The sequence below is a fragment of the Bradyrhizobium sp. 17 genome (assembly GCF_023073515.1).
Lineage (GTDB): Bacteria > Pseudomonadota > Alphaproteobacteria > Rhizobiales > Xanthobacteraceae > Bradyrhizobium > Bradyrhizobium canariense_D.
In genome coordinates, this window is sequence record NZ_JADPJQ010000124.1 from 397634 (window position 1) to 410136 (window position 12503).

Annotated in this window: 11 protein-coding genes; 5 read left to right on the forward strand and 6 right to left on the reverse strand. The window is 63.9% G+C overall.

Annotated elements, in window-relative coordinates:
- Positions 1 to 458 precede the first annotated feature (458 nt).
- From IVB13_RS32065 to thrS, 3 genes are all read right to left on the reverse strand, one after another.
- Positions 459 to 1727, reverse strand: coding sequence for a serine hydrolase domain-containing protein (locus IVB13_RS32065; RefSeq protein ID WP_085351139.1), 1269 nt, complete (start codon positions 1725 to 1727; stop codon positions 459 to 461).
- A 63-nt stretch (positions 1728 to 1790) separates the two neighbouring features.
- A complete protein-coding gene (locus IVB13_RS32070) occupies positions 1791 to 2354 on the reverse strand; it encodes a nitroreductase (protein ID WP_018455367.1) in 564 nt (187 codons plus the stop codon).
- Positions 2355 to 2447: 93 nt separating this feature from the next.
- A complete protein-coding gene (gene thrS / locus IVB13_RS32075) occupies positions 2448 to 4529 on the reverse strand; it encodes a threonine--tRNA ligase (RefSeq protein ID WP_247491275.1) in 2082 nt (693 codons plus the stop codon).
- Positions 4530 to 4715: 186 nt separating this feature from the next.
- Here thrS and IVB13_RS32080 point away from each other — a divergent pair, with 186 nt between their 5' ends.
- Both IVB13_RS32080 and IVB13_RS32085 read left to right on the forward strand, forming a co-directional pair.
- Positions 4716 to 5888 (forward strand): MFS transporter, encoded by a 1173-nt coding sequence (locus IVB13_RS32080; RefSeq protein WP_247491276.1) that lies wholly within the window; start codon positions 4716 to 4718, stop codon positions 5886 to 5888.
- Positions 5889 to 5979: 91 nt separating this feature from the next.
- Positions 5980 to 6369, forward strand: coding sequence for a hypothetical protein (locus IVB13_RS32085; protein WP_085385007.1), 390 nt, complete (start codon positions 5980 to 5982; stop codon positions 6367 to 6369).
- A 68-nt stretch (positions 6370 to 6437) separates the two neighbouring features.
- Here IVB13_RS32085 and IVB13_RS32090 read toward each other — a convergent pair whose 3' ends face one another.
- Complete coding sequence (locus tag IVB13_RS32090; protein WP_247371668.1) at positions 6438 to 7778, reverse strand: alpha/beta hydrolase; 1341 nt, start codon at positions 7776 to 7778, stop codon at positions 6438 to 6440.
- 329 nt (positions 7779 to 8107) lie between these two features.
- On the opposite strand from IVB13_RS32090, the gene IVB13_RS32095 reads away from it, so the two are divergent.
- Positions 8108 to 9475, forward strand: a complete 1368-nt coding sequence (locus IVB13_RS32095) for an amino acid permease (RefSeq protein ID WP_247371671.1) — start codon at positions 8108 to 8110, stop codon at positions 9473 to 9475.
- A gap of 2 nt (positions 9476 to 9477) precedes the next feature.
- Positions 9478 to 10692: a hypothetical protein gene (locus IVB13_RS32100; RefSeq protein ID WP_247371675.1), complete on the forward strand. Its 1215-nt coding sequence runs from the start codon at positions 9478 to 9480 to the stop codon at positions 10690 to 10692.
- On the opposite strand, the gene IVB13_RS32105 is transcribed toward IVB13_RS32100, so the two are convergent.
- Positions 10693 to 10905 carry a hypothetical protein gene (locus IVB13_RS32105; protein ID WP_026232939.1) on the reverse strand — a complete coding sequence of 71 codons (213 nt, stop codon included), beginning with the start codon at positions 10903 to 10905 and terminating at the stop codon, positions 10693 to 10695.
- 91 nt (positions 10906 to 10996) lie between these two features.
- A complete protein-coding gene (yidD, locus tag IVB13_RS32110; protein WP_247361984.1) occupies positions 10997 to 11335 on the reverse strand; it encodes a membrane protein insertion efficiency factor YidD in 339 nt (112 codons plus the stop codon).
- A 253-nt stretch (positions 11336 to 11588) separates the two neighbouring features.
- On the opposite strand from yidD, the gene IVB13_RS32115 reads away from it, so the two are divergent.
- A complete protein-coding gene (locus IVB13_RS32115; protein WP_247361986.1) occupies positions 11589 to 12488 on the forward strand; it encodes a hypothetical protein in 900 nt (299 codons plus the stop codon).
- Positions 12489 to 12503 lie beyond the last annotated feature (15 nt).

A 12503-nucleotide genomic window follows, 5' to 3' on the forward strand; every position in this document is an offset into this window, starting at 1 on the left:
GCACGCGTCAGCCATCCGCAAGGCGACGGGGGCAATAGTGCATCGCTCCCCGGGGAGAGCGCGACATAAGCCGTAAAGCCACTGCGCAGGGAAGGCCGGATGTTTTGGCTTCACCTGTATGCTGCTGTGCAATTTTGTTCACGACAATCTCGCACAGTGGACCGCGGGTGCCAGCCGGCACCCGGTCTCCCTGCGCCCTCTTTCATTTGAGGGTAAGGCATCGAGGCAAAGCTCGGGCGAACAAGCCGCGAGGATGCGAAGGTGCGTCTGCGATCCGGAATGCGATGAAAGTGCGACGCTTCCACCCACAGACTCCGTCGTTGCGAGCGCAGCGAACCAATCCAGAGTCTTTCCGCGTGGGCAGTCCGGATTGCTTCGCTGCGCTCGCAATGACGAGGATGATGGGAGTATACGCCGCCGAGATCGCAAAGCTGCTCGCCGATTTCGGCGAGCGAGATTCACGGACGGCGTAACTCGGACGGATAGCAGTCGTAGACCAGCGCCTTGAAGGCCGGCGTGATGCGGCTGCGCTCGTTCTGGGTCTGCTGCATCAGCAGGTAGACCATGTCGAGCTTGGGATCGACGCCGAAATAGGTGCCGCTGCCACTGTCCCATTTCAACTCGCCGAGCGAGCCCGGCGGCGGCGGTTTGGCGTTGCCGGGATCGGTCCGCACCGCGAGGCCATAGCCATAGCCGAAGCCGTCGCCCGGAAAATAGAAGTAATCGCGTCCGACGCCCGAGCCCGGCCCGACGTGATCGGTCGTCATGGCCTTGAAGGCAGCGGGGCTCAGATAGCGCTTGCCGTCGAACTCGCCGCCATTGAGCAGCATCTGCGCGAATCGCTGGTAGTCGGTGATGGTCGAGAGCAGCCCGCCGCCGCCGGACTGCCATTCGGGGTGATCGAGGCGCTCGCGCTCGGCGGCGAGCAGGATGTTGTCGTTCGGCAGCGGCCGCGCCATCCGCGCAAGCTCGTCCTCGGTCGCCAGCGCGAACTTGGTGCTGCTCATGCCGAGCGGATCGAAGATGCGCTGCTTGAGGAATTCGTACAGCGTCTGGCCCGAGATGATCTCGATGACGCTGCCGAGGACGTCAGTGGAATGACCGTAGCGCCACAGCGTTCCCGGTTGCCGTGCCAGCGGCAGCCTTGCGATGCGTTCGGCGAATTCCCTGTTGTTGAATTGACCTTCGAAGATATTGGCGGCCTTGTAGGCCTGCTCGACCCATTTGCCGCCGATGTAGTCGTAGCTGATGCCCGAGGTGTGCCGCAGGAGATCCTCGATGTTGACGGGACGGACCGGGGCCACGAGATCCAGGTGCAACGTGCCGTCGGGATTGGTGACCTCGAGGCCCACCTTGGTGTCGGCGAAGAGGGGAACGTATTTCGACACGGGGTCGGTGAGCGCGAGCTTGCCCTCGTCGATCAGCATCATCGCGCCAAGGCAGGTGATCGGCTTGGTCATCGAGTGGATGGCGAAGATCGTATCGGGCGTCATCGCGAGACCGGTCCTGGTGTCGCGCACGCCAATAGTCTTCAGATAGACCGGCTTGCCGTGCTGCTGGACCAGCACCACGGCGCCGGGCAGCCGGCCATTCGTCACCTCGTTGTCGAAATACGCTGTGATACGGTCGAGCCCGTCGGACGACGGCGCGGGGACGTCGGCGGCGCGGCTTCGCGCCATCGTGCCGGCCAGCAGCGCGGCTCCGACCAGAAATTCACGACGCTTCATCCGGGCTTCCTCCCTCGCCGGGATCAAAGCCGCAAGACGTCGAAGGCGTCAACACGCCTTCGATTAAAATCGCGTCACGATTTCAGAAAGGACCGGTCGCGGACGGTCTTCGCTCGGCCTGGTCGGCTTGCCGATATGGACGAAGCCCGCGAGCTTCTCGTCCGGCTTGAGGCCGAGGCCATCCAGCACGTCGCGATCGAACGCGAACCAGCCGGTCAGCCAGCAGGCGCCGTAGCCGAGCGCCGCCGCGGCCGTGACGATGTTCATAACGCTGGCCCCGGCCGACAATTCCTGCTCGAAGGCCGGCACCTTCGGATGCGGTTTGGTGAAGCTGACGATGCCGATCACCAGCGGCGCATCCGTGAGGCGTTTGCGCTCGGTCTCGACGTCGGCCGCCGGCGCGCCGGGATTCTTCCGGGCAAACACCTTCGCGATCACCTCGCCGGCGCGCTGGCGCGCATCGCCCTCGAAGATGATGAAGCGCCAGGGCGCGAGCTTGCCATGATCAGGCACGCGCGCGCCGATGGTGAGGATCGTCTCGAGCTCGGCCGGGGAGGGGCCAGGTCCGGACATCTCGCGCGGCTTGACCGAGCGGCGGGTCTTCAGGAGTTCGATGGCGTCGGGCACTGCGGTTTCCTCTTCGGCTGGTCGTGGGGCGTGCAGTCCCCACATAGGAATGCACGCCCGCAACCGAAAGCGAGTTTAGACCGATTTCAGATGTCAGGTCGCGCCACGCGCCCGCTTCACATCCGGCGGGGTCGCTTCGTCGACGAGGGCGGCGATGGCTTCCACCGTCGTCGTCACTTGCTGCCCGTCGCTGCCGAGCCGGCGGATCGAGACCGACTGCGTCTCGGCCTCTTTCTTGCCGACCACGAGCAGTGCCGGAATTTTGGCGAGCGAATGCTCGCGGACCTTGTAGTTGATCTTTTCGTTGTGCAGGTCGATCTCGGCTCGAAGTCCCGCACGCCGGACCTGCTCCAGCACCTGCTTGGCATACTCGTCGGCTTCCGACGTGATGGTGGTGACCACCACCTGCACCGGCGACAGCCAGAGCGGGAAGTTGCCGGCATAGTGCTCGATCAGGATGCCGATGAAGCGCTCCATCGAACCGCAGATCGCGCGGTGCACCATGACCGGCGGCTTCTTGCCGCTGTCGTGGTCGATGTAGAACGCACCGAACCGTTCCGGCAGGTTGAAGTCGACCTGCGTGGTGCCGCACTGCCAGTCGCGGCCGATGGCGTCGCGCAGCACATATTCGAACTTCGGTCCGTAGAAGGCGCCTTCGCCCGGATTGATCTCGGTCTTGATGTGATTGTTCTGCGACTGGATCTCGCGCAGCACCGTCGCCATCACGCGCTCGGCGTGATCCCACATCGCGTCGGTGCCGACGCGTTTCTCCGGCCGGGTCGACAGCTTCACAGTGAGATCGCCGGTGAAGCCGAAATCGGCATAGGTCGACAGGATCAGCTCGTTGATCTTCAGGCACTCGTCGGCGAGCTGATCCTCCATGCAGAAGATGTGCGCGTCATCCTGGGTGAAGCCGCGCACGCGCATCAATCCGTGCATCGCGCCGGACGGCTCGTAGCGGTGCACCACGCCGAACTCGGCGAGCCGCAGCGGCAGGTCGCGGTAGCTCTTCAGGCCATGCTTGAAGATCTGCACGTGGCCTGGGCAGTTCATCGGCTTCAGCGCGAACCAGCGCTTGTCTTCGGCCTCCTCGCCGGCCGACTGCGCCGCGAACATGTTCTCGCGGTACCAGCCCCAATGGCCGGAGGTCTCCCACAGCGACTTGTCGAGGATCTGGGGGGCGTTGACCTCGCTATAGTCACCGGCCAGGCGGCGTCGCATATAGGCGATCAGCTGCTGGAAGATGGTCCAGCCCTTGGCGTGCCAGAACACGACGCCCGGACCTTCCTCCTGGAAGTGGAAGAGGTCGAGTTCGCGCCCGAGCTTGCGATGGTCGCGCTTTTCCGCTTCCTCGATCTGCTTCAGATAAGCGTCGAGGTCCTCCTGCTTGGCGAATGCCGTGCCGTAGATGCGGGTCAGCATCGGGTTGTTGCTGTCGCCGCGCCAATAGGCGCCGGCCACCTTCATCAGCTTGAAGGCGTTGCCGACCTTACCGGTCGATGTCATGTGCGGGCCGCGGCAGAGATCGAACCAGTCGCCCTGGTAATAGATCTTGATCGGCTCGTTGCCGGGAATGGCATCGACCAGCTCGACCTTGAACGCCTCGCCCTTGTCGCGGAATACCTGTTTTGTCTTTTCGCGATCCCAAACCTCCTTAGTAAAAGGCTTGTCGCGCGCGATGAGCTCGCGCATCTTCTTCTCGATCGCGGCAAAGTCTTCCGGCGTGAACGGCTCGTTGCGGAAGAAATCGTAATAGAAGCCGTTCTCGATGACGGGGCCGATGGTAACCTGCGTGCCCGGCCACAGCGTCTGCACGGCTTCGGCAAGCACGTGGGCGCAGTCATGGCGGATCAGCTCGAGCGCGCGTGGATCGTCCCGGTTGATCAGCTCGATCCTGGCATCGGCTTCGATGGGATCGTCGAGGTCGGAGACCACGCCGTCGAGCGCCATCGCGACCGTACGCTTGGCCAGCGACGGCGAAATGCCCTTGGCGAGTTCGAGGCCGGTGATGCTCTTGGCGTATTCGCGCCGGGCGCCGTCGGGGAAGGTGAGGGTGATTTTTTCCGGTGGGGTCACGGGTCTCAAATTGCTGAGGCTGTACTGGAAGCCGGATTCGGATTTGGGCTGCTCGGACTTGGATTGGTCCTTGGATGGGTCCTTGGGCTGGTCGGTCATGGCATGTCTCCTGAGGCTCACTCCTGCGAACGAGCGCAGGTAAGCGGGAACGAGCGATATATCAGGCGAGTCGGCCTGCGCAATCCGGCATTTCCAAGAAACCGGCGCGCAAAAGCGGAGGCGCTGCACGAACTATTCCGGGCAACGCCCTTTAACTGGTCGCAAGGCGGCTCTACATGCGTTTGCATGGAAAATGCACGCGCCGGCCGTTTCGCGCCAACCGCCCTGATGCTCGGCAATCTCGTCACCGGCTGCTCAGTACTGGCGCCGGCGGGCATGCTGCCGGAATTGGCGACGGGGCTCGACGTCAGCATCCATGCGGCTGCGCTCCTGATCACCTTCGGGGCTGTCATCCTCTGCATCGGCTCGCCGCTGACGGCCTGGCTCACCAGCCGGATCGAGCGCCGGGCGTTACTCACCACGACGCTGGCGGTGCTCGCTTTTGGCAATCTGGCCTCGGCCTTTGCGCCCGACTATGCGAGCCTCCTCGTCATCCGCCTGGTGATGCTCGCGGTCGGCGCGCTTTACACGCCGCAGGCCGCCGGTACAGCGGCGTTGATCGTGCCGGTGGAGCGTCGCGGCAGCACGATTGCCTACATCTTTCTCGGCTGGTCGCTCGCTGCCGCCGTCGGCCTGCCGCTGATCACCTTCATCGCCAGCCGCTATGGCTGGCGCGCGGCCTATGGCGGAATCGGCGCGCTCGGTTGCGTCAGCTTCCTGCTGTTGCTGATGCGGCTGCCGGGGGGCTTGAAGGGGACGCCGGTGGATCTGAAGACCTGGAGCGCGGTCCGTCGCAACAGAACGATCCGGCTTCTGCTTGCGATCACGATGTTGCAGATGTCGGGGCAGTTCGTGGTGTTCACCTTCATGGGGCCGCTGCTCAACAAGCTGACCGGCGCAGGGCCCGATGCGATCGGCCTGGTGTTCGCTCTCTATGGCGTCTGCGGCTTCCTCGGCGTTGTCATCGCGACCCGCATCGTCGACACCTCGGGACCCTATCGCACCTCGCTGCTGTTCACCTGCCTGCTGCTTGCAGGAATCACGGGCTGGGCACTCGGCGCCGGCACGCTCGCGTTGATGGCGGGTGCGGTCGCGATCTGGGGCCTCGGTTTTGCCTCGACCAATTCGATGCAGCAGGTGTGGCTGGTCTCGGCCGCACCGTCGCTGGCATCGGCGACCGTCGCACTCAACACCTCCGTCCTTTATATCGGCCAGGCGGTCGGCTCTGCCGTCGGCGGACTGCTGTTCGCCCGCGAGCTCCTGCATGCGCTCGGCTTCGTCGCAGTCGGTTTCGTGGTGGTGGCGCTGATCCTGGTCGTCCTGACCCGGCCCCGGCCGGCAACAGCCGCCCCGGCCTGAACGGAAGCGTGCCTGTGTGCGCAAGGTGCTTGGCAAACCGCGCGCCGGGAGGCTAGAAGGCCGGTATGGGGACCAAAGAGGGTTGACTGAGATGAGGATGATTCTGGCGGTTGCCGCGGTGCTCTATTCAGCTTCCGCTTTCGCGCAAGCCGACAAGCCACCAATGATCGGAGACAAGCCGTTGGTGCAGGTCAAGCCCAAAGGGACCAAGGCGGGCACCAAGGAGGCTGCGGCCAAGCCGGCTGCCGCGCCGAAGGGCAAGCCACAATCCATCGCGGCGCGGCTCCAGGCTTGCCTGGAGCTCGATGACGGCACCAAGGACCGGCTCAATTGCTACGACGCCGTGATCCCGCCGACGCCAAAGCCGAAGCCGGCCAAGGCCAAGGGCTACGCCGATTGCCGTTTCTTCAAGGAAGAGGACGAGCGGCTGGCCTGCTTCAACGGCTTTGCCGAAAGCATTCCGAAGCTGCCAAAGACCTGAGGCAGATCAGGGCCTGCGACAGTTGCAGGCCCACCTAGCCAAAATACCGACGGCGCAATATCGCGGGCTTACCGGCTCGACGGGGATGGATTGGTGGAGGCCACGCGCGTGAGCGCGAGTGATGGCGTCGCCGACATCTTCACGAGGACGTCCTTGAGCGGGTCCCGCGTCCACGCTCGCGTCACATAGTCACGATGCGTGATGCCGTCCCCGGTTTCGACGAACACCACGCTGCCCGGACGCAAGGGGCCGTCCATGTCTTCGGAGACGGTTATGCCTTTCTGCCGCAGCGTGCTCATCAGTTCGCGGTCGCGCCGTGCGGTGTAGCGGGTGTAGGAGCTGACGAAGAAGCCGGAGCGGTGGCTCTCGATCCATGAGGCGAACTTGTCCATCTCGCCATAGACGGCGTCGAGCAACACGACGCCGCGGACACGGTCACTGATGCCACCAACCTCGAGGCTCCAGGCCGTCGGCAGGAAGCCGCCGCTGTAGCCGACGATCACGATCGGCATGTTGGCGAAGGCGCGGGCGCTGTTGGGATCGCCGGTGAGGCGGGCGAGATGGTTCGCCGACTCGTCGATGAAGCGCTTGAGGCCGCCAGTCTGCCAGAATTTTCCTGCGCTGGAATCGGCGGCATCGACCGCCATCTGCGGTGCGAGCAGGATGGCGTTGGCGCCGGAATCAGTGATCTGTTGCGGCACCAGCTGGCGGTCGCGCACGTCGCGCTCCAGCGTCGCGCCATTGCCGTGGAAGAACACCACGATCACGCCTGGCTTCCGCACGTCGAAATGTTCGGGCACGTGCATCAGGACGCGGTTATCGTTGTAAGTCTCGTCCTGCCAGAACACGCGCCCGGAATAGCTGCGGTGGCCGCGGCGGTCGCCCTTGGAGATGTTGAGGAATGGCGCGTCGGAGGCAGGGTTGTTGCCGAAATAGGGGAAGGCTGACGATTTCATGCTGACGAGCGTCGTCAGGTCCTCGCGTGGCGGACGCTGGTAGGGGGCCTGCGGCGCGAGCGAAGCAACCTTGTAAGGCGCCTGCTCCGGCTGCGGCTGCACGGCGCGCTTGGGTGAGAAGTCCGACATCTGTCGTTGCAGAAAACCCTCGCTCGCGGATGGGAAGCGCTCCCTGAACTGGGGGGCCGGGAAGCGATCCTCGAACGTGTCGCTGCTTGCGAGCTGGTTTGTCTTCGCGACGACCTGGACGTTGGCTGGGACGTTGCCTTGGGCGTTGGCCTGCGAGTTCGCCGCGAGTGCTGCCGGATTGGGTGCCTTGCCGCATTGAACCAGCGTCAGCGACAACGGCACCAAGGCTGAGATCAGAGCGGTCCGAAGCGCACGACCGCGTGCGCCGGACGTGGTCCGGTCGGCGCGGATGTCAGCTCTCGGTTTCGGAACGGCCCCGACCATTCACCCGTGACCCCAAGTCATGACCACAAGTCCATCGGCAATCGTTAAGGCAATTGAGCCGATGGGCGTTAGGCGACGTTAAGTGTCCGGAGAAACTTCCCCACATCCGGAACGCTCAAAGGGACCACGCAATCGTGTCGTGATTGTGGGGGAGGGAGACGGGATGTCCCGGTGCTTACGATGCTTTATCGCCCGGATAGTTGCTTTGACGGTGCTGAAGTACCGATCTGGCCCCGCCTCATTTAACCCTTGTTAACCCTGCTTGAATTGACTGGACCGAGCTGCACGATGCTTCCCACGAGGCGTGACGCCTGAGGTTGAGGACGGCGATGACGGCATCAGATGCGGGTACTGCACCCTGGACCGGCCGGCTGACCGGAAGCGGGTCGGGGGTCTCCGTTCTGGTCGCAACGGCCATCGTCGTGGCCGACATGATCGGGGTCGGCGTCTTCACCAGCCTCGGCTTCCAGGTCAAGGACATTCCCTCGGGCTTCTCGATCCTCTTGCTTTGGACGGTCGGCGGCATCGTCGCGCTGTGCGGGGTGTTCTCCTACAGCGAGCTCGGTGCCATGTTTCCGCGCTCGAGCGGCGAATACAATTTCCTCGGCCGTGCCTATCATCCCGCCTTCGGCTTTCTCGCCGGCTGGGTGTCGGCGACGGTTGGCTTTGCAGCGCCCGTCGCGCTCGCTGCGATGGCCTTCGGCGAATACGCCAAATCGGTCGTGCCCGGTGTGCCGCCGATCCCGCTTGCCATCGGCGTGGTGTGGCTGGTCTCGCTCGTGCAACTGACCGGAGTCAGGCACTCCTCGACCTTCCAGTTGATCTCGACCATCCTGAAGGTCGTGCTGATCGTTGCCTTCCTGGTTGCCGGCTTCATCGTCGGCGAGCCGCAGGCGATCGCCTTCACGCCGCAGGCGGGCGATCTCGCGCATATCGTCAGCGCGCCTTTCGCGATCGGGCTCGTATTCGTGATGTATTCGTTCTCGGGCTGGAATGCCGCGACCTACATCATCGGCGAGATGAACATGCCGCAGCGGGACCTGCCGCGCGCGCTGCTCGCGGGCACGCTGATCGTGCTCGTGCTGTACGTGGCGCTGAATGCGGTGTTTCTGCATTCCACGCCGGTGGGCGCGCTCGCGGGACAGCTCGACGTTGCCAGCGTTGCCGGCAGCGCGATCTTCGGCAATCTCGGCGGCCGGATCGTCGGCGCGATGATCTGTTTCGGCCTGATCTCCTCGATCAGCGCGATGATGTGGATCGGCCCGCGCGTGATGATGACGATGGGGGAGGATATTCCGGCGCTGCGCGTGTTCTCGCGGAGATCGGTGCGCGGCGCGCCGGCCTATGCCATCCTGTTTCAGCTCGCCGTCGCCAATTTGCTGCTGTTCACGCGCAGCTTCGAGGCCGTGCTCGACTTCATCCAGTTCGCGCTGCTGTTCTGCTCGTTCTTCACGGTCGCCGGCGTCATCAAGCTGCGCATCACGGATCCCGATTTGCCGCGGCCCTATCGTGCCTGGGGATACCCGTTCACGCCGCTCGTGTTCCTGCTCGTGACCGCGTTGATGATGTACTATTTATTGACTGAGCGGCCGGTGCAATCGCTATCGGGGATGCTCGTCATGGTCTCGGGCCTGTTGATTTATGCTGTTTTCCGCAGGCGGCCGGTCGCCGCTGGCACGTCACACAATCGCGAATAGACATGTTTCGACCCATGAGAATTGCGGCCGTGGCTCTCGCCTTGCTGGCTGCGGCCGTCTCGTCCGCACGTGCTGCCGAGGCAACCTTCGACGACACCGCGCGCTTCCTCGCGGGCATGCAGCCTTCGGCGGATTCGCCGCTGGTGCCGCTCACAAAGGACTCGGGTTGGCAACGCCACGCGAGATTCTTCGACAGTGCCTTCGCCCAGCTCGAGGAGCGCCAGCTCGCGAAGATCCGCAACTGGGCCGACGTCAATTTGGCGGCGCCCAGGCCGACCATGTTTTATTGGTTCAGCGGCCCCGACTTCCTCTACGCCAACGCCTTCTATCCCAAGGCCAGCACTTACGTGCTTGGCGCGCTGGAGCCGGTCGGTGCAGTGGCTGACCTGACGCGATTGCCGCGCAGTTCGGTCGGCGCCGCGCTCTATAATGTCGAGCGCTCGCTCGGCTCGATCCTGAGTTTTTCCTTCTTCATCACCAAGCAAATGAAGGTCGACCTGCACACCAACCAGGTCAACGGCACCTTGCCGATCCTCTACGTCTTCCTCGTCCGCTCCGGCAAGATCATCCGCAATGTCGAGATGGTCGCACTCGACGACAAGGGCGGCGTGCATGTCGGCAACGACAATCCAGGACCGAACGCGACGCGCGGCGCCCGCATCACCTTTGCGGGCCCCGACGGCGAGGCGCGCACGCTGTATTATTTCTCGACCGATCTCTCCAATTCAGGTGCACGCGCGGCAGGATTCCTGAAGTTCTGCGAGACGCTCGGACCCGGCAACAGCCTGATCAAGAGTGCGTCCTATCTGCTGCACTCCGGCAATTTCACCGTGGCGCGCGACTGGTTGCTCGCCAACAGCGCGACCATCGTCCAGGACGATTCCGGCATTCCGCTTTCGAGCTACAATTCGCGGCAATGGCGGTTCTTCCCGTTCGGCCGCTATCTCGGACCGATCGGCGAATTTCCCGGCCGCTACCAGGAACGCTACGCCGCGCTGTTCACGCGCGCCCAGCCGATCGATTTCGGCGTCGGCTACCGCTGGCGGATGCACGAGTCGAACTTGCTGCTGGCGGTGAAGGTGCCGGGAAGCGAGACGGCGCCGGGGGCGGAGACCACCTCGTCCGCCGAGCCGTCGCCGAAACCGCTGCGTCCGAAGCGGCCACGTCCGCCTGAGCCGGTCCCGCCGCCACCCGGACGCTTTTTCTGGTCCCGCTAATTACCAGTGCACGCTCTGGCTCGGCACGATGAACGCCGTTGTGCTAGGCGGCGTGGCAAGACTCGTCTCCAGATACCAGCCGGAACCGACCACGAGCAGCAGCAGGGCGATGATGGCGAGCATGTCGAGGGTTCTGGGATCGTGGCCTCGCGAACCACCCCGGGAATCCGGTCCAAGTCTGACGTGAAAATGAGGGCTGATTTTCCAGCGCATTGTTGTTTCCTCCCGCGGGAGCATCACAGCAACGCGAGGAGAGAGTTTCGGTTCCACTCAAGGTAGCGACACCTGAGGCGCCGCATCATGCTCAGGATGCGTTGACGCCGCGCCAGCGGCCGTAGCGCCAGGGCAAGTACCAGCGCGCGCCCTGTGGTGCGGTGAGGGGCACGTTGTCGATGCCCGAGGTGCCGAAAGGGTTGCAACGGAGCAGGCGCGCGAGCGTCATCCAGCCGCCGGCCCACAGCCCGAACCGTTCGATTGCCTCGTCGCCATAGGTGGAGCAGGTCGGCAGGTGCCGGCAATTGTAGCCAACCAGCGGCGAGAGCGTGTGGCGGTAGAGCCAGATCAGCGCGCGGCCGAATCTGCGTGGAAGCCGGAGCGCGCCCGCGACGGGATTGGAACAGTGCTCGCAGGCTGATTGCTTCATGGGCGCTTTGCTGAGATCGTGGGCGAGGTGTTGCGCGGTTCCAGTGCAGGGAACTGTAAGCTGTTGTTTGTACGTCATATTTTGCGTGCTTTTTGGGAGCAGTGCAGCAAATGCCTATGGACGAGCTGTATTCCCCCGGATACCATTTTTGTGACGTCCATGTGAGACTCATTGGAATGTCAGAATGGGGCTTGGCTGAGTCGGCTCGCCGTAAGGCTTGGGCTAAGGCTTGGGACTTGGGGAAGGGACCAGTTTGAAACTTCTGAAGGCGCTCAATCTTCGCGGCTGGTTGCTGGTAGGAATCGCCGCTTGTGGAGTCGTGCTGGCTGGTGCCGTCGCGATGCTCGGGTCGTCTGCCCGGGCCGGTGCTGCCCTCGAAGAGCGCAAGCTGCCGATGAAGTTCAATTGGGTCGCCTGCGAGCCGAATTGCCGCGGTTGGGTCAGTGCAGTCGGCATCATCACCGCCGATACGCCCCGGGACTTCGAAGAGTTTTCCCGCGGGCGCCAGCTCGGCGGCGCCACCGTGGTGCTGGATTCCAGCGGGGGTTCCGTCAACGACGCGATCACGCTCGGCCGGCGCTTCCGCAATCTCGGACTTCTGACCACGGTCGGCATTAGCGTTCAGAACCGCGGCGGGCAGTCGGCCCGTCCTGCAGTCGCGCCGGAGGCCTATTGCGAATCCATGTGCGTGTTCCTGCTGTTGGCCGGCAAGAAGCGCTACGTGCCGGACGCGGCCCATGTCCGGGTTCATCAGATCTGGATGGGCGATCGCGCCGACGATGCCAAGGCGGCGAGCTACAGCGCGCAGGACCTAATGATCGTGGAGCGCGACATCGGCCGGCTTGCCAAATACACGTTCGACATGGGCGGTGCCGGCGATCTGCTGTCGCTCGCGCTTAGCGTCCCGCCCTGGGAAGATTTGCACCAGCTCGATGCAGGCGAGCTCAAGCTCACCAATCTCGTGACGACGGATCTCGTGGCCGATGTGCTGCCGCATGTCGACATCTCCGCGCCGGCAATGGCGGAGCTTGCACCAAAGACCCAGGCGAGGTTCGGTGCGGAACCGGAGCAGGCTGCGAAGTCGACCAAGACGGCGGAAGCCCTGGTGCCGACGGGCGGCGTGGCCACGCCGGTTGCGGCGTCGCAGAAGTAGCCTCGAATCTCTGAT